Origin of the sequence: Bradyrhizobium sp. dw_78 (genome assembly GCF_018449525.1) — a bacterium.
In the GTDB taxonomy this organism is placed as follows: Bacteria; Pseudomonadota; Alphaproteobacteria; order Rhizobiales; family Xanthobacteraceae; genus Bradyrhizobium.
Map to the genome: position 1 here is coordinate 228,091 of NZ_JAAVUS010000005.1, position 26,862 is coordinate 254,952.

Genomic DNA, 26,862 nt, shown 5'->3' on the forward strand with positions numbered 1-26,862 from the left:
GAGCCGGCTATGCCGGCTCCCGACTATTCAGGCCTTCAGTGGAGGCCGGATCAGATGTGGTAGGTCTTCAGCGGGGGAATGCCGTTGAAGGCCACCGACGAGTAGGTCGACGTATAGGCGCCGGTGCCTTCGATCAGCAGCTTGTCGCCGATCTCGAGCGTCACCGGGAGCGGATACGGCATCTTCTCGTACAGCACGTCGGCGGAATCGCAGGTCGGGCCCGCGACCACGCACGGCGTCATCTCGGCGCCGTCATGCGGCGTGCGGATGGCGTAGCGGATCGACTCGTCCATGGTCTCGGCGAGACCGCCGAACTTGCCGATGTCCAGGTACACCCAGCGCACCTCGTCCTCGTCGCTCTTCTTCGAGATCAGAACGACTTCGGTCTCGATGATGCCGGCATTTCCGACCATGCCGCGTCCCGGCTCGATGATGGTCTCCGGGATCTGGTTGCCGAAATGCTTGCGCAGCGCACGGAAGATCGAGCGGCCGTACTGCACGACCGGCGGCACGTCCTTGAGGTACTTGGTCGGGAATCCGCCGCCCATATTGACCATGGACAGGTTGATCCCGCGCTCGGCGCAGTCACGGAACACGGTCGAGGCCATCGCCAGCGCGCGGTCCCATGCCTTCACCTTGCGCTGCTGCGAGCCGACATGGAACGAGATGCCGCACGGCTCCAGGCCCAGGCGCTTGGCGAGGTCGAGCACCTCGACCGCCATTTCCGGATCGCAGCCGAACTTGCGCGACAGCGGCCATTCGGCGCCTGCGCAATCATAGAGGATGCGGCAGAACACCTTGGCGCCGGGGGCGGCACGGGCGACCTTCTCGACCTCGGCGGCGCAATCGACCGCGAACAGGCGAATGCCGAGCGCGAAGGCGCGCGCGATGTCGCGCTCCTTCTTGATCGTATTGCCGAAGGAGATGCGGTCCGGCGTCGCGCCTGCGGCCAGCGCCATTTCGATCTCGGCCACCGTCGCGGTGTCGAAGCACGAGCCCATCGAGGCCAGCAGCGACAGCACTTCCGGCGCGGGGTTGGCCTTCACCGCGTAGAACACGCGGCTGTCCGGCAGCGCCTTGGCGAAGGTCTGATAGTTGTCGCGCACGACTTCGAGGTCGACGACGAGGCACGGCTCGGTGTCGAGGCCCTCGCTGCGGCGGAGACGCAGGAATTCCTGAATACGTTCGGTCATAGCACCCTCCAAACGGCCCAGCGACGGGACCCGTTCAAAATGATTCCCGGACATGAGTGCTTTGGCGTTGCCGCACGATGGAGACGCGACAAGCCTCGAACTCAAGATCCGAATTGTGCTGCCGTGGATTGGTCGGGAATTTCCCGCCCGCACACCTGGCAATGAAGGACAAGCCTTTTCAGTAGCCCGCGCCGGCGGTGGAATGCCGGTAGAGACCAAAAAAGCCCGATCCGTCGTTGCTTTAAGTCGCGTCCCCCGTGGAGAGCGGGGTGCGCCGGTTCGCCTCCGGCTGCCAGTCACGGTTGCAAGGAGCGAAGCACCTTCAGCGGCATCCCTGGAGAGAGATGCTGGCCTCTCAAGCTTTCGTCGGCTTGAGCGACCCTCGGTTCTTCATCCCTTGGCGGCTGTCCGGCCTCTTGTCCGGATACCTACCGACTGACACACGACCACAGGCACGTGCGAAATTGGGCAAGAACGCAAATAGGGTTTTTGAAACCGCGGTGCAAGATTTTTTTTCCCACGCGGGTCAAATTTTTGCGTGCGAGCGCGTACACGCCGCCGAGTCTGAACAACTGTTAAGTTTCTTTAATGCGGCGGGGACATCGGCAGCGAAGCTGCCGAGCACACGAAGCCTGTAGCGCAAGGCTTTCCTGTCTTTAGAAGGCTTTCTTGCGTCAAAAGGCCTTCACGCGTTCAAGCGCGCCGCGAGAACGGCTCGACGCGCTGCGCGCCGCGGATGAACGCGATCATGACGAAGACGCCGGCGACGAACAGCAGGGCTTGCAGGATGTGCGCGCCGGTGTCCTCGAGGCCGAACAGGATCGCGAGCGCCCAGCCGCCGGCGAACGCCGCGCCGAACACTTCGGCGCCGATCAGGATCGCCGCACTGATGACGGTGACGACGCTGGGCCAGGCGATCGCGCGCGCGGGGGTCGGTGAAGGCTGTGAGCTCATCGGAAAGGGTCCTGTTTGAGGGGCGCAATCTCTCCGAAAAGGCCCCTGCTATCAAGCACAAAAGGCCCAAAAACGCCCGTCGCGTGCTATAATCCCACCAAACCCAATCATGGCGAAAACGGGAATTGTGATGTCGGAAACCCTGGAAACCGCAGTCAGCGCGCGAGGCTCTGCAAACCCGCTTCTCAAGGCGTGGCAGACCCCGTTCGAGACGCCGCCTTTTGACGAGATTGCGCCCGAACATTTCCTTCCCGCCTTCGAGCAGGCCTTCGTCGATCACGCCGCCGAGATTGCTGCGATCGTTAACGATCCGGCGGCGCCGGACTTTGCCAACACCATCACCGCGCTGGAGCGTTCGGGCAAGCTGCTCGCCAGGGTGTCGGCGGTGTTCTACGACTTGGTCTCGGCGCATTCCAACCCGGCATTGCTGGAGATCGACAAGGAAGTCTCGCTGCGGATGGCGCGGCACTGGAATCCGATCACGATGAACGCGGTGCTGTTCGGCCGGATCGCGATGCTGCGCGACAACCGCGCCGGCCTGGGGCTGACGGGCGAGGAGATGCGGCTGCTCGATCGCACCTATACCCGTTTCCACCGGGCCGGCGCCGGGCTCGACGACGCAGCCAAGGCGCGGATGGCCGAGATCAACGAGCGGCTGGCCCATCTCGGCACGGCCTTCAGCCATCATCTGCTCGGCGATGAGCAGGACTGGTTCCTGGAACTCGGCGAGGCCGACCGTGACGGCCTGTCGGACAGCTTCGTCGCGGCCGCGAGCGCCGCCGCCGGGGAGCGCGGCATGGCCGGCAAGGCGATCGTGACGCTGTCGCGCTCCTCGGTCGAGCCGTTCCTGAAAAGCGCCGCCCGGCGCGACCTGCGCGAGAAGGCCTACAAGGCCTTCATCGCCCGCGGCGACAATGGCAACGCCAACGACAACAACGAAACCATCGTCGAGATCCTCGCCTTGCGCGAGGAAAGCGCCCGGCTGCTCGGCTATCCGACCTTCGCCGCCTACCGGCTCGAGGATTCGATGGCCAAGACGCCGGAGGCCGTGCGCGGCCTGCTGGAGCGGGTCTGGAAGCCGGCCCGGGCCCGGGCGCTGGCCGATCGCGAGGAGTTGCAGGCGCTGGTCGCGGAGGAAGGCGGCAATTTTGCGCTCGCCCCGTGGGACTGGCGCTACTACGCCGAAAAGCTGCGTCAGGCCAAAGCCAATTTCGACGACGCCGCGATCAAGCCCTATCTTTCGCTCGACCACATGGTCCAGGCCGCCTTCGATTGCGCCACGCGTCTGTTCGGCGTCACCTTCGCCGAGCGCAAGGACGTCCCGGTCTGGCATCCGGATGTCCGGGTCTGGGAGGTGAAGGACCGAGCCGGCAAGCACAAGGCGCTGTTCTATGGCGACTACTTCGCCCGGCCCTCCAAGCGTTCGGGCGCCTGGATGACCTCGCTGCGCGACCAGCAGAAGCTCGACGGCGAGGTCTCTCCGTTCATCATCAATGTCTGCAATTTCGCCAAGGGCGCGGGCGGCGAGCCATCGTTATTGTCGCCGGACGACGCCCGTACCCTGTTCCACGAATTCGGCCACGGGCTGCACGGAATGCTGTCGGATGTGACCTATCCGTCGCTGTCGGGAACCTCCGTGTTCACCGATTTCGTCGAACTGCCCTCGCAGCTCTACGAGCACTGGCAGGAACAGCCCCAGGTGCTGCGGCAGTTCGCCCGGCATTACCAGACCGGCGAGCCGCTGCCGGACGAACTGCTGAAGCGCTTCCTCGAGGCGCGCAAATTCAACCAGGGTTTTGCCACCGTCGAATTCGTTTCCTCGGCCCTGATCGATCTCGAATTCCACAGCCAGCCGGCCGCGGCCAGCCGCGACGTACGGGCGTTCGAACGGGCGGAGCTGGAAAAGATCGGCATGCCCGCCGAGATCGCGCTGCGGCACCGTCCGCAGCAATTCGGCCATATTTTCTCCGGCGATCACTACGCCGCCGGCTATTACAGCTACATGTGGTCGGAGGTGATGGATGCCGATGCGTTCGGCGCCTTCGAGGAGGCCGGCAACATCTTCGATCCCGCAACCGCCAAGCGCCTGCTCGACGACATCTATGCATCGGGCGGCTCGCGCGATCCGGAAGACGCCTATGTCGCGTTCCGCGGCCGCGAGCCGGAGCCCGACGCGCTGTTGCGCCGCCGCGGCCTGCTGGACGCGCCGGAGGCGGCCTGAGCGACGACGTCGTCATGCGCCGGCTGTTGACTCCGCTGTTGCTGCTGGCCGGGACTCTCGTTGCCAGCCCGGCGCAAGCGCATCCGCATATGTGGGTCACTGCGCGCAGCGAGTTGATCTAAGCCCCAGACGGCCCAATCGCCGGCGTTCGCTACGTCTCGGGTAGCATCATCGACGGGGAACCAGCCTTTCCGGAAGCACTCCCAAACCGGACATGCTGCCGACATTCCAACATCGACGTGAATGACCCAAAGCGGTCTAAGAATCAGTACAAACGCTCATTGAGCTATTTGGGGTAATCGTCCAACGCCAGTATCTATATGCGTCAGAACGATATCGGCGTCGCAACAGCGCGATGCTCGCCGCTTGATCGGTTCGCAGTGTTGATTTGAGAGGCCGTCCGTGAGGTTGGGGATGTCTCTTCATCGCCCTTTTCGGACCTTACGCGATGTCCGACTTGAGTCCAAAAGGCACACCGCAACGGACCTCCGCCAACGTCTCTATGTATCGATGTACGCCCTCATCCGAGAACGGCACGATCTGCTGAGTCGGGCGGTCCAGGCCCATTTCCAAAAATATTCCCGTTCCCATCTGCCCCAAATCACCTCCATATCCGCCGCCGTCCTGTCCCCCAGAGGGGCGTATCGCGATCGTCACGGACGCGGGGCAGGATGCGGTGGACGCGGCAGCGCCGGGCGCGTGGCGGGATGGCAGGGCGGGTCTCCTATTGATGGGGCCTGTGAGCGGTCCACGGCGCGTGGACGAACGGCGCTGATGCGGACGGCAAAGCCGTGTGGTCCTGGCATCCGTTGCTGATGCCAAGTCGGCGGAGGTGAAGTTGACCCAACCGGGTCCGGCAAAACCTTTAATCCGTCGACGACGGTGACAAGACGAATTCGTCGCCGGGGAGAGCACGATATAAGCCGTTAAAACCATTGTGCAGGGAATGCCGGGTGTTCCCGGTTCGCCTGTGGTGATTAACTCGTGTGCTTTCTACATTTTGCACGCGAGGCTGCGGGTGCCACGGGCACCCGGCATTCCCCGCGCCCTCCCTTCGAGGGTCGCGCCGCGCCCTCCCTCGGGAGGCGCGCTGCGCCCTCTGATTTTTCGGGGCGAGGTCGATGCATGACTCGGGCAGTTCCTGTCGCGAGAATGCGAGGGCGTGTTTGCCGTCATTGCGAGGAGCCATCGGGTCCCGCTTTCGGCGGATCCGATGATGAATTCCGCGACGAAGCAATCCGGTCTTCGCCTGCAGCCTCTGGATTGCTTCGCTTCGCTCGCAATGACGAGTCTTAAATCCCCTTGGCTGCCCTAGATCGGCAGATAATTTCGGATCGCCGGCAGGAAGAAGATCGCGATGTTGATGACAAAGCCGATCGCCCACAGGATCGAGCGTAGCGTCGGCCGGTTGCCGAGATAGGTGAGGACATAGGCGATCCGGACGATCAGGAACAGCACCGCCAATTCGTTGATGTAACGCTGCGGGCCGGCGCGAAATTCCGCTAGCAGCACGGCGACGGCGAAGAACGGAAACGCCTCGATGCCGTTCTGATGCGCGCCGAGCGCGCGCGCGGCGATCGGATCTTGGTAGAAGGCGGAGTCGCGCGGCCTGGAATTGTCGAAACGGCGAAAACCGATCCATCTGACCGGTGCAATCGTCAGCAAATAAAGCAGCAACGTCCCGAAGACGCACCATTCTGCGGCCGTCATGGTTCCTCCCCGAGGCTCGGCATCGTGCGACAGTATCGAACGCGCCGTTATCTTGACAAGGATGGTCCGACGCGCGAAGCCCTGATGCCATGACCGAGGTCAGTCCCGTAGCAACAGCGAAAGCCTTCATTGGGGCGAGACCGCCGCGTGTCGGCGTTCTCCTGGTCAATCTCGGCACCCCCGACACCGCCAATGCGGCCGGAGTGCGGGTTTATCTGAAGGAGTTCCTGTCCGATCCGCGGGTGATCGAAAATCAGGGGCTGCTCTGGAGATTGGTGCTCAACGGCATCATCCTGCGCACCCGCCCGGCCCGCAAGGCGCGCGACTATCTGAAGATCTGGAATACCGAGAACGACGAATCGCCGCTCAAGACCATCACGCGTTCGCAATCCGAAAAACTGGCTACGGCGATTTCAGACCACGGCCACGTCGTGGTCGATTGGGCGATGCGCTATGGCAATCCGTCGATCCGCTCGCGTATCGAGGCGCTGGCCGCGCAGGGCTGCGATCGCCTGCTGGTGATGCCGCTCTATCCGCAATATTCGGCCGCGACCTCGGCGACCGTCTGCGACGAAGCGTTCGCGGTGCTGAGCCGGATGCGCGCGCAGCCGGCCTTGCGCGTGACCCCGCCTTATTATGACGATCCGGATTATATCGAAGCGCTGGCGGTCTCGATCGACGCGCATCTGGCGAGCCTGCCCTTCAAGCCGGAATTGATCGTGGCTTCGTTTCACGGCATGCCGAAGGAATATGTCGACAAGGGCGATCCCTATCAGGCGCACTGCATCGCGACCGTCGAGGCGCTGCGCAAGCGCTTAGGCATGGACGCAACAAAGCTATTGCTCACCTTCCAGTCCCGGTTCGGCCGTGCCGAGTGGCTTCAGCCCTATACCGACCGGACCATCGAACAACTGGCCAGGGACGGCGTGCGCCGTGTCGCCGTCGTCATGCCCGGCTTCGCCGCGGATTGCCTGGAAACGCTGGAAGAGATCGCGGGCGAAAACGCTGAGATCTTCAAGCACCATGGCGGCGAGCAGTTCACGGCGATTCCCTGCCTCAACGACAGCGAACCCGGCATGGACGTGATCCGGAAACTCGTGCTGCGCGAGCTTCAGGGCTGGATTTGACAGTCAAGTAGCGGAAAAGCCGGCTGAACCGGCGCCTCGGTCCTGCAGACAAAACAAAGCTGAGTAACACTGCGTGCGGGCCGATGGGACGAACCCCGACGGTGGCCGCGGCGTGAAGCCAATTACGCCACGCCCGCGCGCAACAGGTCATGCAGATGCACGATGCCGACCGGCTTCCTGGCGTCGGTCACGATCAGCGCGGTGATCTTCGAGGAGTTGAGGATTTCCAGCGCCTCGCTGGCGAGCAGATCACGGCTGATCGTCTTGGGATTTTGCGTCATGACGTCGTCGACCGGGACGGTCATCAGATCCGGGCGCATGTGACGGCGGAGGTCGCCGTCGGTGACGATCCCGACGATGTGCCCGTGCGGATCGACGATGCCGACGCAGCCGAAACCCTTCGACGACATTTCGACCAGCGCATCGGACATCCGGGTGCCGAGCGGCTTGATCGGGATTGCCTCGCCGGTATGCATCAGGTCGCGGGCATATTTCAGCAGCGCGCCGAGCTTGCCGCCCGGATGCAGCACGCTGAAATCGACCGAGGTGAAGCCGCGGCCTTCCAGCAGCGCGATCGCCAGCGCGTCGCCGAGCGCCAGCAGCATCAGCGAGGAGGTGGTTGGCGCGAGATTGTGCGGGCAGGCCTCGCGGGCCCTGGGCAGGGTCAGGGCGACGTCGGCGGCCTTGCTCAGGGTCGAGCCGGCTTCCGCCGTCATCGCGATCAGCGCGATCCGGAACCGCTTGGCGTAGGTGATGAGGTTCTTCATCTCCGGCTGCTCGCCGGACCATGACAGCGCCACGATGACGTCGTCGGCGGTGATCATGCCGAGATCGCCGTGGCTCGCTTCGGCCGAATGCACGAAGAAAGCGGGCGTGCCGGTGGAGGCGAAGGTGGCGGCGATCTTGCGCGCCACATGGCCCGATTTGCCGAGACCGGTGACGATCACGCGGCCCTTGGCCCCGTGGATCAGGTTGAAGGCCGCGGTAAAGGCCGGCCCAAGCGGCCCCTGAAGTGCGGCGGCGATCGCGGCGACCCCGCTGCCCTCGGCGTCGAGCGTCCGCAGGGCGGACGCCACCGCGCTATCCGCGGTGTCGGGACTGGATGATTTCGTCACCAGCGGTTTCGGTTTGGCCATATCTGACTTCCAGGAAGGGCTTTAGCCCCGGGCCGGCTTCTTAGCATGGCGCAAACCGCGAGGCGACGCGCGCCCCCGCCTCTCAACGCCTCTTTAACCATAATTGTTTTAACTCCGTTAACGACGTTTTCCTGGGGCGTATTCCCGTGTGGGTGGAACTCGATCGGCAAGCATATGAATTCGTTGGGGTATTTCCATTGTGATGTCGGGTCCAGTAACGGGCCGTCGCGAGCGCGCCATGACCTGGCGCGCGCTTTTGCCATGCCTTGCGCTCTCCCTGGCGCTGATCGCGCTCAATGAAACTTGCGCCGATGCGCAGACGCTGACTCCGGACCTGTTCCGGCCGGTGGCGGGCGGTTTCGTCGCGCCGCAGAACCTGCCGCTGCGCAGGACCGCGCTGAGCGGCAACGCCGCCGATGACAGCAACGCGGACGGCAGCACCGGCGATTCCGCCAACGACGACGGCCTGCGCGGCGCGGAAGCCCCGGCGCCGTCGCGGATCGGCCAGATCCCGCAATACGGCCTGCCGGCGGCGAACGGCGCGGCCGATAGCGGTTTCGATTCGCTCAATCGCGTTCGCCAGAAGCCGAAATTCTATCCCGGCCAGGCGAGGCCGAAACCGCCGCCCGGTCCCGGCAGTCCCGTGCCCGATCCGCCGCCGGTCAATGCGGCCGGCTATCTGCGGCTGTCGATCGCGCCGTCGGAGTCCGCCCACAAGACACCGCTGCCGCCGGCGATGGCCGGTACCGTCGCCGGCCAGCCGCCGCGCAAGCGGCTGAAGCTCGACGACGATCCATTCGGCGCGGTCGGCGATTACGCCGGCAGCTTCCTGATCAAATCCGCGGTCGAGGTCAGCGGCGGCTATGATACCAATCCGGGCCGGACCGACACCCCGAAGGGCCTGCCATTCTGGGTGGTCGCGCCGGAATTTCTCGCGGTGTCGGACTGGGATCGGCACGCGCTGGTCGCCGATCTCCGCGGCTCCTTCACCGGTTATAACGGCTCCCTGCCGCCGACCGTCGACAACGCGGTCTCCTCGGCGCCGACCGATGTCAGCCGGCCGAGCTTCAACGGCCATGTCGACGGCCGCATCGACGTGACCGAGGACACCCACCTGACCGCGCAGGCGCGCCTTCTGGTTTCCACCGACAATCCGGGCAGCCCGAACGTCCAGGCCGGGCTGACGCGCTATCCGATCTTCACCACGGTCGGCGGCACGCTCGGCATCGACCAGGGTTTCAACCGCCTGGACGTCGCCGCCGGCGCCACCTTCGATCGCACCGCCTATCAGAACTCCTCGCTCACCGACGGCACCACCTCGACCAATGACGACCGCAACTTCAACCAATACGGCGGCGTCGGCCGTGTCAGCTATGAAGTCAATCCGGCGCTGAAGCCGTTCGTCGAGGTCGAAGGCGATACCCGCGTGCATGACCTGCAATTCGACCGCGACGGCTTTGAGCGCGATTCCAACGGCGCCTACGCCAAGGCCGGCACGTCCTTTGAATTCTCGCGGCTGCTGACCGGTGAAATCTCGATCGGCTACGAGGCGCGGAACTATATCGATCCGCGGCTTAACCAGCTCGCGGGGCTTCTGACCGCGGCGTCGCTGACCTGGACCCCGACGCCGCTGACCACGGCGAAATTCTATTCCACCACCTCGATCGACGAGACCACGCTGCCGTTCACCTCCGGCGTGCTGACGCGGCTTTACACCGTCGAGGTCGATCACGATTTCCGCCGCTGGCTGACCGCGATCGGAAAATTCACCTACGGCACGATGGACTATCAGGGCGACAGCCGCGACGACCAGATCTACACGATCGAAGGCGATCTGGTTTACAAACTGACCCGCAACTTCTGGATCAAGGGCACGCTGCGCCGCGACATCCTCGATTCCAACGTCGCTGGCGCAAGCTCGGCGTCGACCGTGGTGATGCTTGGGGTGCGGGCGCAGAATTGATCCACTTCAATATGTCATACGCGGGCCTGACCCGCGTATCCATCGATCTTCCCAAGAGTCTTACGAAGCGGATGGATTGCCGGGGCAGGCGCGGCAATGACAGATTGCCTATCCCGGCAACTCTGTCTTTTCCATCAGCAAGAGGTGGGAACCCGCTTCTGATTCGATTGTCAAACAGCCATTTCAATTCAGGCGGCGTCATTGCGAGCCAACGGGTCGCGCGAATGCGCGCCCGATGACAGGCTCCGCGAAGCAATCCATAACGCTGCGAAAAAGGCTGGATTGCTTCGTCGCTGGCGCTCCTCGCAACGACGCCGGATACTGACAAGCCTCCGCATCCTCGCGGCGCGAAGCGCCCGAGCTGGCCAGGAAATTCATCCGCCCGATAAACAAGAGGGCGCAGCGCGACCCTCAAACGAGGGCGCGGGGAAGGCCGGGTGCCCGCAGCACCCGCGGTCCGTGTGCAGAAAATGGAAGCACACGGAAGTCACCACAGGTGTAGGCGGATCAGTCCGGCCTTCCCTGCGCAATGGTTTTAACGGTTTCCTTCGCGCTCTCCCCAGTGACCGGGCTTTCTTGCCACTGTCGTCAGTGCGATGCGAAGCGACATCACTTGCGTGATGCGCAGGCATCGTCACCAACTTGACGCCAGCGTCGGGGCGTCAGGACCACACGACTTCGCCGTCCGCAGCATGCGCGCTTCGTCCTGCGCGCCGCCGCGTCCACCGCATCCCGCGCTCCACGTTCGTGACGATCGCGATACGCCCCTCTGATCGAGGCGGGACGGGCGACTCCATAATGCTGATTTTAGCGCAGGGAGAAGCTAAATATTTTTTCGGGATGGGGTGGACAGGAATTGCCCGTCGGGCAAATCAGTGGCGTGCTCACGTCGCTTCGGCTCACCGATGTGCGGGGAGGATTGAGCCCTTAGCCAAATCGATCAGCTTCGCAAACTGCAATGGATCGGTATCGTTTCGCTCCACCCATCCTACATACTGCGGTTGTTTTTTGCATTTCTAGGATGCGCGTGTCGTAATGTTCGCTTATCGATTCGATTGAAGAAGACCTGTCCGAAAGCGTCCATTGAACACATTAGATCGTTAGGAGGAGTACTCTTGGGGCTGGCCAACAAATACGTTAGCGAGATACCGGATCAGTTCGATCTAGCCTCTATTCTCGATCCCGACGTAGAGAAGGTTGAGGAGGCCAAGTACGTCGCGGCCTCTATCTACAAATACTTTTCCTCTGCACGAAGAGAGTTCTTCTCTCGTCCTCAGATGAGATTCTCTCAGAAAGAAACTCTTGACGATCCTCGCGAGATGAGCCGCCGATGGAAAGAAGCTCGCGACATCGGACTTCGAAAATATATAGAAACCGGCCTTAGGCATGTCCTGCCCCGCGTGTTTAATGACAAAGACGTCTTGCTCGAAAAATGCACTGACTATGGCGAGGAGGAGCTAGGTCGCAAAATAACACGGAGCGAAGGACTTCACTTGGAGGCGATACTAACTTCTCCAGCGGGCCATGCATTTATCCATTCACAGTTGGAGCAAGCGCAGCAGATCATCGGACCGCTTTTGACGGTGATTTTTGCACGCCTTGAAGCGGATTTCGATAAGTTGATGGAGGAGATCTCGGCAAAGGTAGGAATTTTATCACTTACCGAGGATCCTCTAAATGAGGCTATGTGGCTCCGCTACGCCGAAAGCTTTGGCGGTTTTGTCGTGGGACTGGACAGCGCTCATAGTTTCTTTTTTCACAGTGATAAAAAAGAGGAACGGTCACTTCTAAGGAAAGTGATCTACACGGATGAGTACATAGAAAATTTTTGGCGAAATCCTTACTATTCCTTTTTGGTCAAGAACTCATGCTGGGAATACCAGAACGAATGGAGAATGTTGAAGCGGTTGTCTGATTGTAACGAGCGCGTAGACGGTACGCCACCTGTGTGTTTATGGAATCTGGACCCAAAGATGATCAAGTCAATTCATTTTGGCTATCGCTACGACTTTCACAAGAGGACCGAAGACATCGCGAACCTTCAGAAGGTCGGGGCAGATTGCGATTTTTATCTGGTGCGGCCGATTGGTGTCACCGACATGCTGGAAGCGACACGGCTTTAGGGCGCGGAACCGTCTGACGGAATTCTAGTATGGTCGTGTTTGCTCCAATCTAGCGAGCTTTAGCAATGCTCGCGAAATAGTGCGAAATTCCACACACCCAATGCGGTTCTACACCTTGCCGTCGGCGCCGGGACTAAAACCGGGACATGAAATCCTGGATGTCGCTTCGATCATCCAGGCTACGCTTACTATTCAGTTCCACGCCGGAATATATTCCTCTTGATTTCCATAGCGTATCACCGGCGCTACGGGCGGTCCGTATGGATCGACCCGATCGTCCTGCGGGCGATAACGATATCGTGGAACGATATAATAATCCCAGTAAGGAGTTGGCTTTACCACGGTGACGATCTCGCGTGGTTCGCGAACGCCCCTGGCCTTTTGCGCATGCGCTGCCGCACTGAACGTCTCCGGGCTACACAGCACCAGGGCCGTTCCGAGAGCTACGGTCATTGTCCTCATGCCTCGGCCTCCTTGCCACAGAGGCAAGTTAACGAGCACCACGGATGATCGTTCCAGACCGCGCTGGGCCTGAGGGCGATGGGGCTCGGGACACCGGGGCGGTTGCAATGGCGTAGCGAAGCACCGGCGAGACAATTCGCCAAGTTTATCAATGCTACAGCATGCTGTTCGCGGTTCCCACCCAACTGTAGCAATCTCGAAGGGCAGCCATGAACCGGCCAGCCGAATCTCACCGCGGCAGATTCGTCGTCCCCATCAAGAACTGATCGACCGCGCGGGCGCAGAGCCGGCCCTCGCGGATCGCCCAGACCACGAGCGATTGGCCGCGGCGCATGTCGCCGGCCGAGAACACGTTGGGCTTCGAGGTCTGATAGTTCTCGGTGTTGGCCCGCACATTGCCGCGCTGGTCGAGATCGACGCCGAGCGTCTTCAACAGGCCCTCATGCACCGGATGCACAAAACCCATCGCCAGCAGCACGAGCTGCGCCTCGATCTCGAACTCGGTGCCGGGCAGCGGCTTGAACTTGTCATCGACCTGCACGCCATGCAGTTTTGCCACCTTGCCGTCGGCGCCGGAAAACTTCTGCGTCAGCACCGCGAATTCGCGCCTGGCGCCTTCGGCCTGGCTTGAGGAGGTGCGCATCTTCAACGGCCAGTTCGGCCAGGTCAGGCCCTTGTCCTCGTGCTCGGGCGGCGCAGCCATGATCTCGAGCTGGGTCACCGAGAGCGCGCCCTGCCGGAACGAAGTGCCGATGCAGTCCGAGCCGGTGTCGCCGCCGCCGATCACCACTACATGCTTGCCGCCGGCGAGAATGTCGGCCGTGCCGTTGAGCGGCTCGCTGGCGACGCGGCGGTTCTGCTGCGGCAGGAAATCCATCGCGAAGTGAATGCCGGCGAGGTCGCGGCCGGGAATCGGCAGGTCGCGCGGCGCTTCGGCGCCGCCGGTCAGCGCCAGCGCGTCATACTGCTTCGCCAGCTCGTGCGGATCAATCGCGCCCGGCGCCGCGCCGCCGACAGGGGCGCCGTAATGGAACGTCACGCCCTCGGCTTCCATCTGCGCGACGCGGCGGTCGATGACATGCTTCTCCATCTTGAAGTCGGGAATGCCATAGCGCAGCAGGCCGCCGGCCTTGGCGTTCTTCTCATAGACATGCACCTCGTGGCCGGCGCGCGCGAGCTGCTGCGCGCAGGCCAGCCCCGCCGGGCCGGAGCCGATCACGGCGACCTTCTTGCCGGTCTTGTGCGGTGCGATTTCCGGCTTGAGCCAGCCATTGTCCCAGGCACGGTCGACGATCGCGCATTCGATGGTCTTGATGGTGACGGGATTGTCGTCGATGTTGAGCGTGCAGGAGGCTTCGCACGGCGCGGGACAGATGCGGCCGGTGAATTCGGGAAAATTATTGGTCGAATGCAGGTTGCGTGCGGCCTCTTCCCAATTGCCCTGATAGACCAGATCGTTGAAGTCGGGGATCTGGTTGTTGACCGGGCAGCCCGGCGTGCCCGGCGCGACGGCGCCGGTGCCGTGGCAATAGGGAATGCCGCAATTCATGCAGCGCGCGGCCTGGTCGCGGGTTTCCTTCTCGCTCAAGGGAACGACGAATTCGCGATAGCTTTTGAGGCGCTCGGCCACCGGCGCATATTTGCGATCGTGACGTTCGATTTCGAGAAAACCTGTAATCTTGCCCATTACGTCCAGGCCCCTGCATCTCTCAAGTTCGTCTTCGTTTCTTTCCGCCACGCCCCCGTCATTGCGAGGAGCGGAGCGACGAAGCAATCCATTCTTGCACTGCGGCCCGATGGATTGCTTCGCTACGCTCGCAATGACGGTCTCGTGTGACTACGCCCCGATCGCGATTTTCGGCTCGGCGTCCGCGTTGGCCTTCATTTCCTTCAGCGCGCGGCGGTATTCCACCGGCATCACCTTGCGGAATTTCGGCAGCCACGTCTTCCAGTTCGCGAGGATATCGGCGGCGCGTTTCGAGCCGGTTAGCTTGGCGTGGCGCGTGATCAGGATATGCAGCCGCTCGACATCGGCATCGAGCAGGTCCTTGAACACGTCGACCCGGCCATGCGCCTCGAGATCGCCGGTGTGGTGATAGGCGTCCTCGTTGATCATCTCTTCCGAGAGCACCGGTTCGAGTTCGACCATCGCCATGTTGCAGAGCTTGTCGAAGGAGCCCTCTTCGTCCAGCACATAGGCGACGCCGCCGGACATGCCGGCCGCGAAGTTGCGCCCGGTCTTGCCGAGCACCACGACGATGCCGCCGGTCATGTATTCGCAGCAATGATCGCCGGCGCCTTCGACCACCGCGACCGCGCCGGAGTTGCGCACCGCGAAGCGCTCGCCGGCGATGCCGCGGAAATAGCATTCGCCCTCGATCGCGCCGTACATCACGGTGTTGCCGACCACGATCGATTCTTCCGGCACGATGCCGGATTCCCGCGGCGGCTTGACGATGATGCGGCCGCCGGAAAGGCCCTTGCCGACATAGTCGTTGCCTTCGCCTTCGAGGTCGAAGGTGACGCCGCGCGCCAGCCAGGCGCCGAACGCCTGTCCGGCGGTGCCCTTGAAGTTCACCTGGATGGTGTCGAGCGGCAGGCCGGCATGGCCATAGATCTTCGCCACCGCGCCGGACAGCATCGCGCCGGCGGAACGGTCGGTGTTGTTGATCTCCATGTCGAACTTGACCGGCGCGCCGCGGTCGAGCGCGGCTTGCGACTTCTCGATCAGCCGGCGGTCGAGCACGGCTTCCAGATGATGGTTCTGGTTTTCGGAATGGTGGATCTTCTGGCCGGGCAGTTCCTTCTGGCGCACGAACAGCTTCGAGAAGTCGAGTCCCTTGGCCTTCCAATGCGCCACCAGCTTCGACTGGTCGAGCATCTGGGTCTGGCCGATCATCTCGTTGAAGCTGCGGTAGCCGAGCGAAGCCATGATCTCGCGCACTTCCTCGGCGACGAAGAAGAAGAAGTTGATGACGTGCTCGGGCTGGCCGGTGAAGCGCTTGCGCAGCACCGGGTCCTGGGTCGCGACGCCGACCGGGCAGGTGTTGAGGTGGCACTTGCGCATCATGATGCAGCCGGCCGCGATCAACGGCGCGGTGGCGAAGCCGAACTCGTCGGCGCCCAACAGCGCGCCGATCACGACGTCCCGCCCGGTGCGGAAGCCGCCATCGACCTGCACCACGATGCGGCTGCGCAGCCGCTCGCGCACCAGCGTCTGGTGGGTTTCGGCGAGGCCAATCTCCCACGGCGAACCGGCATGCTTGATCGAGGTGAGCGGCGAGGCGCCGGTGCCGCCTTCGAAACCGGAAATGGTGACATGGTCGGCGCGCGCCTTGGCGACGCCGGCGGCGACGGTGCCGACGCCGATTTCGGAAACCAGCTTGACCGAGACCTGGCCTTCCGAATTGACGTTCTTCAGGTCGTAGATCAGCTGCGCCAGATCCTCGATCGAATAGATGTCGTGGTGCGGCGGCGGCGAGATCAGGCCGACGCCCGGCGTCGAATGCCGGACCTTGGCGATGGTGGCGTCAACCTTGTGGCCGGGCAGTTGTCCGCCTTCGCCGGGCTTGGCGCCCTGCGCCATCTTGATCTGCATCATGTCGGAGTTGACGAGATATTCCGTCGTCACGCCGAAACGGCCCGAGGCCACCTGCTTGATCGCCGAGCGCATCGAATCGCCGTTCGGCAGCGGCTTGAAGCGATCGGCCTCTTCGCCGCCTTCGCCGGTGTTGGACTTGCCGCCGATCCGGTTCATGGCGATGGCGAGCGTGGTGTGCGCCTCGCGCGAAATCGAACCGAACGACATCGCGCCGGTGGCGAAACGCTTGACGATGTCCTTGGCAGGCTCGACCTCGCTGAGCGGTACCGGCTTGCGCTTCTCGTCCTCGGCGTTCCTGATCCTGAACAGGCCGCGCAGCGTCAGCAACCGCTCCGACTGCTCGTTGAGGATCTTGGCGAACGCCTTGTAGCGCTCCAGCGAATTGCCGCGCACCGCGTGTTGCAGCGCGGAGACCGATTCCGCGGTCCAGGCGTGGTCCTCGCCGCGGGTGCGGTAGGCATATTCGCCGCCGACATCGAGCGCGTTCTTGTAGACCGGCGCCTCGCCGAACGCGTCGGCGTGGCGGCGGGTGGTTTCCTCGGCGATTTCGGCAAGGCCGACGCCTTCGATGCGGGTGTGGGTGCCGGCGAAATATTTCGAGATAAAATCCGCCTTCAATCCGATCGCGTCGAAGATCTGCGCGCCGCAATAGGATTGATAGGTCGAGATGCCCATCTTCGACATTACCTTCAACAGGCCCTTGCCGATCGACTTGATGTAGCGCTTGACGACCTCGTAATCGTCGAGCGCGCCCGGCAGCCGGTCCTTCATCGCGACGATGGTCTCGAATGCGAGGTAGGGATTGATCGCCTCGGCGCCGTAGCCGGCGAGGCAGGCGAAGTGATGCACCTCGCGCGGCTCGCCGGATTCGATCACCAGACCGACCGAGGTGCGCAGGCCGACGCGGATCAGATGATGATGCACGGCGGCGCAGGCGAGCAGCGAGGGAATCGGAATCCGGTCCGAGCCCGTCATGCGGTCGGACAGGATGATGATGTTGACGCCCTCGCGGACCGCGGCTTCGGCGCGCGCGCATAATTCGTCGAGCACCTGCTCCATCCCGGCCGCGCCGAAGCCGGCATGGAAGGTGGTGTCGAGCGTGCGCGACTTGAAATGGCTGTCGACGATGTCGGAGATCGAGCGGATCTTCTCCAGATCCGCGTCGGTCAGGATCGGCTGGCGCACTTCAAGCCGCTTGGTGGCGGCAAGCCCCTGCAGATCGAACAGGTTGGGACGCGGCCCGATGATCGAGACCAGGCTCATCACCAGTTCCTCGCGGATCGGATCGATCGGCGGGTTGGTGACCTGGGCGAAATTCTGCTTGAAATAGGTGAAGAGCTGCTTCGGCTTGTCCGACAGCGCCGAGATCGGCGTGTCGTTGCCCATCGAGCCCGCGGCTTCCTCGCCGGTGGCCGCCATCGGCGTCATCAGGATGTTGATGTCTTCCTGCGAATAGCCGAACGCCTGCTGCCGGTCCAGCAGCGGCAGGTTGGAGCGCATGCCCTTGACCGGCGCGTCCGGCAGTTCTTCCAGCACGATCTGGGTGCGGCGGAGCCATTCGCGATAGGGATGGCTCTTGGCCAGCTGTGACTTGATCTCGTCGTCGGGAATCAGGCGGCCCTGTTCGAGGTCGACCAGCAGCATCTTGCCGGGTTGCAGCCGCCACTTGGTGACGATCTGGTCCTCCGGAATCTTCAGCACGCCCATTTCGGACGCCATCACGATGCGGTCGTCGCGGGTGACGAGATAGCGCGCCGGCCGCAGGCCGTTGCGGTCGAGCGTGGCGCCGATCTGGCGGCCGTCGGTGAAGGCGATCGCGGCGGGGCCGTCCCACGGCTCCATCATCGCGGCGTGGTATTCGTAGAACGAGCGGCGCTGCTCATCCATCAGCGGATTGCCGGCCCAGGCTTCCGGAATCATCATCATGACCGCGTGCGGCAGCGAGTAGCCGCCCTGCACCAGGAATTCGAGCGCGTTGTCGAAACAGGCGGTGTCGCTTTGTCCTTCATAGGAGATCGGCCACAGCCGGCTGATGTCCCTGCCGTAGAGTTCCGAACTGACCGAAGCCTGCCGCGCCGCCATCCAGTTGACGTTGCCGCGCAGCGTGTTGATCTCGCCGTTATGCGCCACCATGCGATAGGGGTGCGCCAGCGACCAGGTCGGGAAAGTGTTGGTGGAAAAGCGCTGATGCACCAGCGCCAGCGCGCTGTCGAAATCCGGTTCGTGCAGGTCGGGATAGTAGCTGCCGAGCTGGTCGGCGAGGAACATGCCCTTGTAGATCACGGTGCGGCACGACATCGAGACCGGGTAATAGCCGGCCAGGCCGCGCTCGCGGCGCTGGTAGATCGCCTGCGAGATCGACTTGCGCAGGATGTAGAGCCGGCGCTCGAAATCGTCTTCGCTCTTGGCCGTGCCGTTGCGGCCGATGAACACCTGCATGTTGGCGGGTTCGGTCGGCTTGACGGTTTCGCCGAGCGAGGAATTGTCGGTCGGCACGTCGCGCCAGCCGAGCAGCACCAATCCTTCGGCCTTGATCTGGTCGGCGATGATGCTCTTGATGACTTTGCGCCACGCCGTTTCCTTCGGCATGAACAGCGCGCCGATGGCGTATTCGCCGGGATTCGGCAGTTGGAAGCCGATTTCGGCGGCCTTGCGCGCGAAGAAGGCGTGCGGGATCTGCACCAGGATGCCGGCGCCGTCGCCGGCGCGCGGATCGGCGCCGACCGCGCCGCGATGCTCGAGATTGCAGAGGATGCTGATCGCGTCGGAGACGATCTGGTGCGATTTCTTGCCCTTGATGTTGGCGATGAAGCCGACGCCGCAGGAATCCTTTTCCAGGCTGAGGTCGTAAAGTCCCTCGGCCGGCGGCCGCCAATCATGTTCGCGCTGTGACGCGTGCAAGGTTTCGTTGTGCAAGGTTTCGGTGTGCAAGGCTTCGACAGGTTTCGAATCCGAGGCCGCCGACCGCACAGCCGTCACGACGTTTTCGTGCTCGAATTCCGACCCGCTCATTTTCAAGTCCTCTCAGTGCCTCACCGTTGTGGCGGCGCACCTTGGCTGCTGCGGCACCCACCGGGCCACCGCTCGTCCTCCGCGAGCCGCATTTTCAGAATTAAAGGCCCGGGCGTTCAACGTCAGGATGAACGACCTTGCCCTTGGCCTTCTGGCGCGTGCGCGCCCGACGCTCAGTGCAATCCCCGTGCCGGGCAAGCACCGCAATTAAGACAGTTAAGCTGTCCTAAATCCGACCATGCCAAATTTTTTTCTATCACACAAGCGCGTGAAAGTCGCTCGTCCGATGCAGCCAGCGCCGCGGATTTGAGGCGGCCGCGCCGCGATCCGGCCCAAGGACCGCCGGATTCCGCACCGAGATTACGGGTGGGACCAAGGAGCAAAAAAGCTCCGGAACCAGGATGCCTACAGGAGTAGGGGTCTGCAAGAATCGGGGGCTTACAGGAGTGAGGCGATGAAGCTGTTCACGGGATGGATCATGTCGGCAGGCGTTATTCTGGCCGCCGCGTCCGCAAATGCCCAGATGCTGGCCCCATCTGGGGCCGGAAATCCCCGCTATGTCCTGGTTTCCGATTTCGACGGACCTTCCGCGGCGATGCCGCCGGGCGCGGTCGAGCGCGATGGCCCGCGGCTGCTGCCGGCGATGGAGGTCTATACGGTGGTGCGCGAGAACGGGTTTTCGCCGCTCGGAACTCCGCACCAGCACGGCTTCGTCTATACGATTGCCGTGATCGATCGCGGTGGAGACGACGGCCGCCTGGTGATCGACGCCCGTGACGGGCGGATCATCCGCTTCGTTCCGGCTTATCGTATGGGCGCAAATTTTTATGACGGCCCGACCGGCGCCTATGGACCGGCGGGGCCATTGCCGCCGGTGAGCCAGGCCAGCGGCGTGCCGCGGCCGCCGGCATTGATACCGCGCGTCGCGAGCCGCATGCCGTCCGTGGTACCGCTGCCGAGGGAGACGCCGCCGCATGTCATCGAGGGCGGGCCGGAGTCGAAACCGCTTGCAGCCAAGCCCACTCCAGCGCCGGAGCAGCAGTCAGCGGCCAATCAGGTAAGGCCGGCCGATACGCCGCCCGCTCCGGCACTTGCCACTCCGGGCACGGCCGAGGCCAAGCCTTCGCCGCCGCAGATCCTGCCGACGCAGGAGATGCCGAAGGTGCAGGGGTTTGAGTGAGCTCAACGTCACGCGTCATTCCAGCCACAAAAAACGCCCCGGTTTCCCGGGGCGTTTCGTTTCAGCCAATACCTGCCGAAATCAGAAGCCGCTGTTTAGGCGGCGACCTTGGCAGCCGAGCCGTCGACCACCTGCGGAGCCTGGCCGCCGGAGCTGATCGGAATGCTGCGCGGCTTCTTGGCCTCGGGAATTTCGCGGACGAGATCGACGTGGAGCAGGCCGTGCTCGAGCGAGGCGTTCTTCACCTGCACGAAATCGGCAAGCTGGAATGCGCGCTCGAAGGCGCGGGCCGCGATGCCGCGATAGAGCACCTCGGATTTATCCTGGCCGTTCTCGTTGGCGGTTTTTTCGCCCTTGATCGTCAGCGTATTTTCCTTCGCGACGATCGAAAGCTCGCCCAGCGCGAAGCCGGACACGGCGACGGTGATGCGGTAGCTGTTCTCACCGGTACGCTCGATATTATAGGGCGGATAGCCGGGGCTGCCGTCCGAGGTCGCCTGATCGAGCAGGGAGAAGAGACGATCGAAGCCGACGGTGGAACGATAAAACGGGGTAAGGTCGTAGGTACGCATAGGATAGTCCTCCATTGAGCGACTGTTGCAGTTAACCCGCCCGCCATAGGGCCGGGCTTTCGTCCTTGTGCAGCCTGGTGATTTCGAAGCCTTGTGATTTCGGTTCCGAAACACTGGTAGCGGCCTGCACGGGGATGATATGGGTGAAACGCCAAGGGCGTTCAAGAGGGTCGGGACGCGCCGTTTTTTGCTGCTTGCGCCCTTGATTTCCAGCGTTTTTCCCCTAGCCGGTCCCCCATGACGCTCGTCTCGATTCCCGCCAATCCCGTTCCGGAAGATGTCGTCTCGGGCACGATCAAGACGCCGGATGGCGCGGAACTGCGGTTTGCGCGCTGGGCGCCGCCTGCCGGCCGCAAAGGCACCGTCTGCGTCTTCACCGGGCGCGGCGAGACAATCGAAAAATATTTCGAGACCGTGCGCGACCTGCGCGACCGCGGCTTTGCGGTGGCGATGATCGATTGGCGCGGGCAGGGCCATTCGTCCCGCCGCCTGCGCGATCCGCGCAAGGGCTATGTCCGCCGTTTCTCCGATTACGAAATCGACGTCGAAACCTTCGTGCAGCAGGTGGTGCTGCCGGACTGCCCGCCGCCGTTTTTCGCGCTGGCGCATTCGATGGGCGGCGCGGTGATGCTGCGCATCGCCTATGCCGGCAAGCGCTGGTTCGATCGCATGGTGCTGTCGGCGCCGATGATCGACCTTCCCGGGCGCCGCACCTCGTTTCTGCCGACCGCGCTGCTGCGTCTGTTGCGGCTGACGGGGCAGGGCGGCCGCTACATCCCGGGCGGCAACGGCCAGTTGGTGGGGCTGTCGTCCTTTGTCAACAATCCCGTGACCAGCGATCCCGTGCGCTATGCGCGCAACGCGGCGATCCTCGCGGAAGACCCCACGCTGGGCATCGCGGCGCCGACCATCGCGTGGGCCGATGCGGCGTTCAGCGCGATGCATACTTTCCGCGCCACGCATTATCCCTCGCTGATCCGGCAGCCGATCCTGATGCTGGCCGCCAGCAACGACAGCGTGGTCTCGACGCCGGCGATCGAGGAGTTCGCCTATCATTTGCGCGCCGGCTCGCATCTCGTCATCGCCGGCTCGAAGCACGAAATCTTGCAGGAACAGGACCGCTACCGGTCGCAATTCTGGGCGGCGTTCGACGCCTTCGTGCCGGGTACGCCGCTGTTTGGGTGAGTGCGGTCGTCATGATCGGTTCTACGCGTTTTCTTCACGCGCACCGGTATCCACCCCGAATCAAGTCCGGGGCAGGCTTTCGCTCGAAAACGCTCTAGGCGCGCGCGATATTGTAGATCGCGATAGCCACGAGATAGATGCCGAGAAAGATCATCGCGATCAGGAACCAGCGGCGGAAGGCTTCCGGCTCCAGCCGCGAGCGCACCCCTTGGCCGATGAACATGCCAGCGAAGGAGCAGGCCATTGCGACCATCCCGGGCAGCGCGGTCGATGCATTCAACAGGCCGGCGCCGGTGAGATTGTAGGCGAGCCCGAGCGTCGCGGCGGTGAAATACACCCCGAGCGCCTGCACCAGCTCGTCCTTCTCCATGCCGATCGACTGCATATACGGCATCGACGGGATCACCTGCACGCCGGTCGCGGCGGAAATCATACCGGTGACCAGCCCGACGATACCGCCGATCCATTTTTCGTTGCCCCGCGCGACGCTGAAAGCGAGTTTATTCAGGCCGACGACGGCGTAAATCATCAGCAACACGCCCAGAACGATGGTGCCATAGCGGGCATACGGCCCGGTCAGCATCCCCCCGTTCAACCAGATGCCGGCCACCGTGCCCAACATCAGCGGCCACAACCGTTTGATGATGCCGAGCAGATAGGGGCCGACAAAGGTCTGCCAGATATTGGTGATGATCGCCGGCGCAATCACGATGGCAAGCGCATGCGCGGGCGGCATCGTCACCGCTAGCAAGCCCATCGACACCGTCGGCAGGCCGAGGCCGATGACGCCCTTGATGAAACCGGCGAGCAGGAACGCCGCCGCGATAAAGAAGAGGAGAGGGTCGAACATGCCGGGCACATTGACCGATCGGCGCCACCGGCACAATCTGGAGGTTACGGATATAGCCTTCGGCTATGACGAAGGCATCCCGCCAATCCTCATCCTGAGGAGCGGCCGCTTGGCCGCATCTCGAAGGATGATGTCACCGGCCTCACGGCCCGAGACGGCGCAAGGCGCCTCCTCGCCATGAGGGTTAGGAAACCGCCATGCGTTTCGACCTGATCGACTTGCAGCTTTTCATCGCGGTGGCCGATGCGCGCAGCATCACGCGTGGCGCGCTGGCGGCCCATCTGGCGCTGGCCTCGGCCAGTGCGCGCATCAAGGGGCTGGAACAGGCGCTGGGCGTGACATTGCTGAAGCGCGGCCGGCGCGGGATCGAACTGACCGCGGCGGGGGAAAGCCTGCTCGATCATGCCCGGGTCGTGATCCACAATGTGGAGGCGATGCAGGGCGATCTCGCAGCCTTCGCCAGCGGCGCCAAGGCCAGCGTCCTTTTGCTCGCCACCACTTCCGGCCTGTCCGAGCATCTGCCGAAAGCGCTCGCGGCTTTCTTGCGCGCGCATCCGGATATCAATGTCGATGTCGAGGAACGCGAAAGCACCGATATTGCCGCGGCGGTTGCGACCGGCGCGGCCGATGTCGGCTTTGCCGCCGAACACGCCTTGCCTGACAATATCGAGCGATTTCTGTTCAGCGAAGATCGCCTGATGCTGGTAACGGCGCGACGCGGAGTGTTCGCCGGCCGCCGCCAGATCGATTTTCAGGAAGTTGCCGGGCACGATTTCGTCGGGCTGACGAATGCGACGGCGCTCCAGCTTCACATCGCCAAGCATGCCGCGCGGCTCGGCATGCGCCTGCGTTTCCGGGCCCGCTTGCGCGATTTCGACGCGATCTGCCAGATGGTGGCGGCCGATGTCGGCATCGGGGTTGTTCCGGAAGTGGCGGCGAGACGCTGTGCGAGATCGATGCCGCTTGCCACGGTCCGGATCCGCGACGCCTGGGCCAACCGCAAGCTCGTGATCTGCGCGCGCAGTTTCAAGTCGCTGCCGCGGCCGGCCAAGCTGCTGGTCGAGCATTTGCGCGGGGCCGCCATTCCATAGGCTTTCGAGGCAGTCGGGCCGGCATTGCTCGATAGCGTTTTCGAGCGAAATGGCTTCCGGTTCGCGTGAAGAAAACGCGTCAAATAAAATGTTAGAGCCCGGTTCTGATTCAATCAGAACCGATAAGGCTTTAGCTGTTGAGCAGCTTCAGGGCGGCTTCGTGCAGGCGCGGATCGCCCGCGGCGATGATCCGGCCGCCGCTCTGCGCGGGTTCGCCTTCCCAGGTGGTGACGACGCCGCCGGCGCCGGTGATGATCGGAATCAGTGCGGCGATATCGTAGGGTTTCAACTCGGTCTCGATGACGAGGTCGAGATGGCCGGCCGCCAGCATGCAGTAGGAATAGCAGTCGCCGCCATAGCGCGTCAGCCGCGCCGCTTCCTCGACGCGGCCGAAGATGGCGCGGTCGGCGGCGTTCATCAACAGCGGACTGGTGGTGAACAGGGTCGCGTCCTTGAGCGCGGCGCACCGCCGTACCGCCAGCTTCCGCTCGCCCGTTGGCCCGCGATAATGCGCCGAGCCGCTGTCGCCGCTAAAACGTTCGCCGATATAGGGCTGGTGCATCATGCCGAATACGGGCGTGCGCTTGTGCAGCAGCGCGATCAGCGTGCCCCAGATCGGAAAACCCGCGATGAAGGATTTGGTGCCGTCGATCGGATCGAGCACCCAGACATAGTCGGCGTCCTCGCGCTCGCTGCCGAATTCCTCGCCGATAATGCCGTGCTGGGGAAAATTCGCCTTGATCAGCCGCCGCATCACCGCCTCCGCGGCGCGGTCGGCTTCGGTCACCGGATCGAAGTCGCGTCCGACGCTTTTATTGTCGACGCTGAGCGAGGTCCGGAAGAACGGCAGGATGGTCTCGCCGGAGGCGGTCGCAAGCCGGCCGATGAAGGCTGTGAAATCGATGACCGTCACGGTTGTTCCTTAAAGTCAGGATGCGGAAACTGCTTCGGCTATTGCCTAGCCCAATCCGGCGAATCACGCACGGACATCCCGATTCAGTCACTGGTATTTTGCATGCAGGAATCGGCCGGAGCGGCGGTGGGTTTTTGGTAACCAAGCCGGTCACGAAATCGAGAGCGATCCGCGGATCAGGCGCTCGTCCGGCCGGGCATTGGCTTAAGCCATTGGATTTACAGAAGGACCGGAAGTCCTCGCCATGTGTTGTATGCGCGCAAGCCCGGCGAAATTTGCATGGGAAATGGATTAAAAACCCTTGCCTTTTGTGCAGCGCGCTCGCATATTGTTGCGGTGCGGTAGCGCCTTGCGCTATCGCTGCCCTCCTTGGGCGTTTCCTCCCTAGACTTGGGCCGCTTGTCATTCAAGCGGCCCTTTTTTCTTTTGGGGTCTCGCTCATTGCTTTTTTTCCGGGAAGCGGACGTTGGCGCGGACTTGGAATCTCAAGCTGCAACTTCTGAATTCTAGGTTCGATGCTTAAGCTGTCATCGGGCCGCACTTCGCGGGGAGTCGGTGGCATCGCTTCGGAATGACGAAAGAGGTCGACGGGGAAGCGAGCTATTCCGCCGCGGCCTGGAACGGTCCGAGCTCGCCGAGCGGCACGGTCGCCAGCACATCGGCAAGGGTAGCGAAATCCTTCGCGATCTGTTCGAATCTCGGGCCGCGTTCGCGCCGCCGCTCGTCCATGTAGATCGCGCGGTTGAGTTCAAGCTGGACGGTATGCAGTCCGCTGGCCGGATTGCCGTAATGTTCGGTGATGAAGCCGCCGGCATAGGGCTTGTTGCGTCCGACCGAATAGCCCAGCGCGCGCATGGTTTGCTCGACCAAATCGGGCAATAGCGGCGCGCAGCTGGTGCCGTAGCGGTCGCCGATCACCACGTCCGGCCGCCGCGGCTCGTCCCGCGCTACGCCGATCGACGGCATCGAATGGCAGTCGACCACGACCACCGCGCCAAACGCCTGATGCGCCTTGTTGATCAGCCGGCGCAACGCGCGATGATAGGGCTTGTAGAGCGCCTCGATCCGCGCCAGCGCGTCGTCGACGCTGAGGCGCTCGCGATAGATCTCCTGCCCGTCGCCGACCACGCGCGGAATGGTGCCGAGACCGCCGGCCACCCGCATCGACCGCGTGTTGGTGAAGCTGGGCAATCGCCCGATGAACATCCGCGGATCGAGTTCGTAGGGCTCGCGGTTGACGTCGACATAGGAGCGCGGAAAGTTGACCCGGACCACCGGGAAGCCGCGCGCGCTCAGGCCCTCGATCAACTCGTCCATGAACGAATCTTCAGAGCGCCGCAGCGCCGTGAGATCGATGCGCGAGGCGTTGAGGAAGTCGAGCGGGTAGACCGAGCCCGAATGGGGGGAATTGAAGATAACGGGCGCCCGCCACTCGGATGGCTCCACGATTTCGAACGGGGGCGATAGTTCGCCTTCCAATGGGGTCATCCTTGGCGCCGTCCCTGGAATCCGTCGCTCTGGACGTATCATCCTGCCAAAAGGACGGAAATTCTTATGGAGGCACATTGT

General features: G+C 63.1%; 18 protein-coding genes. 7 read left to right on the forward strand and 11 right to left on the reverse strand.

Going from position 1 to position 26,862, the window contains the following annotated elements; translation table 11 throughout:
• Positions 1-50: 50 nt before the first annotated feature.
• Together HB630_RS15440 and HB630_RS15445 are read right to left on the reverse strand one after the other, a co-directional pair.
• Entirely contained in the window at positions 51-1,193 is a 1,143-nt protein-coding gene (locus HB630_RS15440; RefSeq protein ID WP_213773110.1) for a type III PLP-dependent enzyme, read from the reverse strand.
• Positions 1,194-1,886: 693 nt separating this feature from the next.
• Entirely contained in the window at positions 1,887-2,147 is a 261-nt protein-coding gene (locus HB630_RS15445) for a hypothetical protein (RefSeq protein ID WP_213773111.1), read from the reverse strand.
• Between the two features lie 130 nt (positions 2,148-2,277).
• Between HB630_RS15445 and HB630_RS15450 the strand changes: the two genes are divergently transcribed.
• On the forward strand, positions 2,278-4,368 hold the full coding sequence (locus HB630_RS15450) for a M3 family metallopeptidase (protein ID WP_213773112.1): 2,091 nt from the start codon (positions 2,278-2,280) through the stop codon (positions 4,366-4,368).
• Between the two features lie 1,311 nt (positions 4,369-5,679).
• Here HB630_RS15450 and HB630_RS15460 read toward each other — a convergent pair.
• Positions 5,680-6,078, reverse strand: coding sequence for an MAPEG family protein (locus HB630_RS15460; protein ID WP_213773114.1), 399 nt, complete (start codon positions 6,076-6,078; stop codon positions 5,680-5,682).
• An 89-nt stretch (positions 6,079-6,167) separates the two neighbouring features.
• Here HB630_RS15460 and hemH point away from each other — a divergent pair, with 89 nt between their 5' ends.
• Positions 6,168-7,205, forward strand: a complete 1,038-nt coding sequence (gene hemH / locus HB630_RS15465; protein ID WP_213773115.1) for a ferrochelatase — start codon at positions 6,168-6,170, stop codon at positions 7,203-7,205.
• A 122-nt stretch (positions 7,206-7,327) separates the two neighbouring features.
• Here the strand turns inward: hemH and HB630_RS15470 are convergent, their stop codons facing one another.
• Positions 7,328-8,341 carry a KpsF/GutQ family sugar-phosphate isomerase gene (locus tag HB630_RS15470; protein WP_213773116.1) on the reverse strand — a complete coding sequence of 338 codons (1,014 nt, stop codon included), beginning with the start codon at positions 8,339-8,341 and terminating at the stop codon, positions 7,328-7,330.
• A gap of 238 nt (positions 8,342-8,579) precedes the next feature.
• Between HB630_RS15470 and HB630_RS15475 the strand changes: the two genes are divergently transcribed.
• Together HB630_RS15475 and HB630_RS15480 are read left to right on the forward strand one after the other, a co-directional pair.
• A complete protein-coding gene (locus tag HB630_RS15475) occupies positions 8,580-10,304 on the forward strand; it encodes an outer membrane beta-barrel protein (protein WP_249780874.1) in 1,725 nt (574 codons plus the stop codon).
• Positions 10,305-11,419: 1,115 nt separating this feature from the next.
• Positions 11,420-12,427, forward strand: a complete 1,008-nt coding sequence (locus HB630_RS15480) for a DUF2971 domain-containing protein (RefSeq protein WP_213773118.1) — start codon at positions 11,420-11,422, stop codon at positions 12,425-12,427.
• Between the two features lie 192 nt (positions 12,428-12,619).
• On the opposite strand, the gene HB630_RS15485 is transcribed toward HB630_RS15480, so the two are convergent.
• The 3 genes from HB630_RS15485 to gltB all read right to left on the reverse strand — a co-directional run bounded on the left by HB630_RS15485 (position 12,620) and on the right by gltB (position 19,502).
• The gene (locus HB630_RS15485) at positions 12,620-12,880 is read right to left on the reverse strand and encodes a hypothetical protein (protein ID WP_346656098.1); all 261 of its coding nucleotides are present in this window, start codon (positions 12,878-12,880) and stop codon (positions 12,620-12,622) included.
• Positions 12,881-13,118: 238 nt separating this feature from the next.
• Positions 13,119-14,576 carry a glutamate synthase subunit beta gene (locus HB630_RS15490; RefSeq protein ID WP_213773120.1) on the reverse strand — a complete coding sequence of 486 codons (1,458 nt, stop codon included), beginning with the start codon at positions 14,574-14,576 and terminating at the stop codon, positions 13,119-13,121.
• A 150-nt stretch (positions 14,577-14,726) separates the two neighbouring features.
• Positions 14,727-19,502 carry a glutamate synthase large subunit gene (gltB, locus tag HB630_RS15495; RefSeq protein ID WP_213773121.1) on the reverse strand — a complete coding sequence of 1,592 codons (4,776 nt, stop codon included), beginning with the start codon at positions 19,500-19,502 and terminating at the stop codon, positions 14,727-14,729.
• Positions 19,503-19,956: 454 nt separating this feature from the next.
• Here gltB and HB630_RS15500 point away from each other — a divergent pair, with 454 nt between their 5' ends.
• Positions 19,957-20,682 carry a hypothetical protein gene (locus tag HB630_RS15500; protein WP_213773122.1) on the forward strand — a complete coding sequence of 242 codons (726 nt, stop codon included), beginning with the start codon at positions 19,957-19,959 and terminating at the stop codon, positions 20,680-20,682.
• Positions 20,683-20,777: 95 nt separating this feature from the next.
• Here HB630_RS15500 and HB630_RS15505 read toward each other — a convergent pair whose 3' ends face one another.
• Complete coding sequence (locus HB630_RS15505; RefSeq protein WP_213773123.1) at positions 20,778-21,254, reverse strand: Hsp20 family protein; 477 nt, start codon at positions 21,252-21,254, stop codon at positions 20,778-20,780.
• A 237-nt stretch (positions 21,255-21,491) separates the two neighbouring features.
• Here HB630_RS15505 and HB630_RS15510 point away from each other — a divergent pair, with 237 nt between their 5' ends.
• Entirely contained in the window at positions 21,492-22,439 is a 948-nt protein-coding gene (locus tag HB630_RS15510) for an alpha/beta hydrolase (protein WP_213773124.1), read from the forward strand.
• Between the two features lie 94 nt (positions 22,440-22,533).
• Here HB630_RS15510 and HB630_RS15515 read toward each other — a convergent pair whose 3' ends face one another.
• The gene (locus tag HB630_RS15515; RefSeq protein ID WP_213773125.1) at positions 22,534-23,289 is read right to left on the reverse strand and encodes a sulfite exporter TauE/SafE family protein; all 756 of its coding nucleotides are present in this window, start codon (positions 23,287-23,289) and stop codon (positions 22,534-22,536) included.
• A gap of 197 nt (positions 23,290-23,486) precedes the next feature.
• On the opposite strand from HB630_RS15515, the gene HB630_RS15520 reads away from it, so the two are divergent.
• Entirely contained in the window at positions 23,487-24,380 is an 894-nt protein-coding gene (locus HB630_RS15520; RefSeq protein ID WP_213773126.1) for a LysR substrate-binding domain-containing protein, read from the forward strand.
• Between the two features lie 130 nt (positions 24,381-24,510).
• Here HB630_RS15520 and hisN read toward each other — a convergent pair whose 3' ends face one another.
• Both hisN and HB630_RS15530 read right to left on the reverse strand, forming a co-directional pair.
• Positions 24,511-25,293 (reverse strand): histidinol-phosphatase, encoded by a 783-nt coding sequence (hisN, locus tag HB630_RS15525; protein WP_213773127.1) that lies wholly within the window; start codon positions 25,291-25,293, stop codon positions 24,511-24,513.
• A gap of 600 nt (positions 25,294-25,893) precedes the next feature.
• Positions 25,894-26,781 (reverse strand): N-formylglutamate amidohydrolase, encoded by an 888-nt coding sequence (locus HB630_RS15530; protein ID WP_213773128.1) that lies wholly within the window; start codon positions 26,779-26,781, stop codon positions 25,894-25,896.
• Positions 26,782-26,862: the final 81 nt, after the last annotated feature.

Excerpts from the sequence above, each read along its gene's own strand:
- HB630_RS15490 (WP_213773120.1), bottom strand. The coding sequence starts at position 14,576 with ATGGGCAAGATTACAGGTTTTCTCGAAATCGAACGTCACGATCGCAAA.
- hemH (WP_213773115.1), top strand. The coding sequence starts at position 6,168 with ATGACCGAGGTCAGTCCCGTAGCAACAGCGAAAGCCTTCATTGGGGCG.
- HB630_RS15510 (WP_213773124.1), top strand. The coding sequence starts at position 21,492 with ATGACGCTCGTCTCGATTCCCGCCAATCCCGTTCCGGAAGATGTCGTC.
- HB630_RS15515 (WP_213773125.1), bottom strand. The coding sequence starts at position 23,289 with ATGTTCGACCCTCTCCTCTTCTTTATCGCGGCGGCGTTCCTGCTCGCC.
- HB630_RS15500 (WP_213773122.1), top strand. The coding sequence starts at position 19,957 with ATGAAGCTGTTCACGGGATGGATCATGTCGGCAGGCGTTATTCTGGCC.
- HB630_RS15485 (WP_346656098.1), bottom strand. The coding sequence starts at position 12,880 with ATGACCGTAGCTCTCGGAACGGCCCTGGTGCTGTGTAGCCCGGAGACG.
- HB630_RS15470 (WP_213773116.1), bottom strand. The coding sequence starts at position 8,341 with ATGGCCAAACCGAAACCGCTGGTGACGAAATCATCCAGTCCCGACACC.
- HB630_RS15450 (WP_213773112.1), top strand. The coding sequence starts at position 2,278 with ATGTCGGAAACCCTGGAAACCGCAGTCAGCGCGCGAGGCTCTGCAAAC.
- HB630_RS15445 (WP_213773111.1), bottom strand. The coding sequence starts at position 2,147 with ATGAGCTCACAGCCTTCACCGACCCCCGCGCGCGCGATCGCCTGGCCC.
- HB630_RS15475 (WP_249780874.1), top strand. The coding sequence starts at position 8,580 with ATGACCTGGCGCGCGCTTTTGCCATGCCTTGCGCTCTCCCTGGCGCTG.
- HB630_RS15520 (WP_213773126.1), top strand. The coding sequence starts at position 23,487 with ATGCGTTTCGACCTGATCGACTTGCAGCTTTTCATCGCGGTGGCCGAT.
- HB630_RS15440 (WP_213773110.1), bottom strand. The coding sequence starts at position 1,193 with ATGACCGAACGTATTCAGGAATTCCTGCGTCTCCGCCGCAGCGAGGGC.
- HB630_RS15505 (WP_213773123.1), bottom strand. The coding sequence starts at position 21,254 with ATGCGTACCTACGACCTTACCCCGTTTTATCGTTCCACCGTCGGCTTC.
- HB630_RS15530 (WP_213773128.1), bottom strand. The coding sequence starts at position 26,781 with ATGACCCCATTGGAAGGCGAACTATCGCCCCCGTTCGAAATCGTGGAG.
- HB630_RS15460 (WP_213773114.1), bottom strand. The coding sequence starts at position 6,078 with ATGACGGCCGCAGAATGGTGCGTCTTCGGGACGTTGCTGCTTTATTTG.
- gltB (WP_213773121.1), bottom strand. The coding sequence starts at position 19,502 with ATGAGCGGGTCGGAATTCGAGCACGAAAACGTCGTGACGGCTGTGCGG.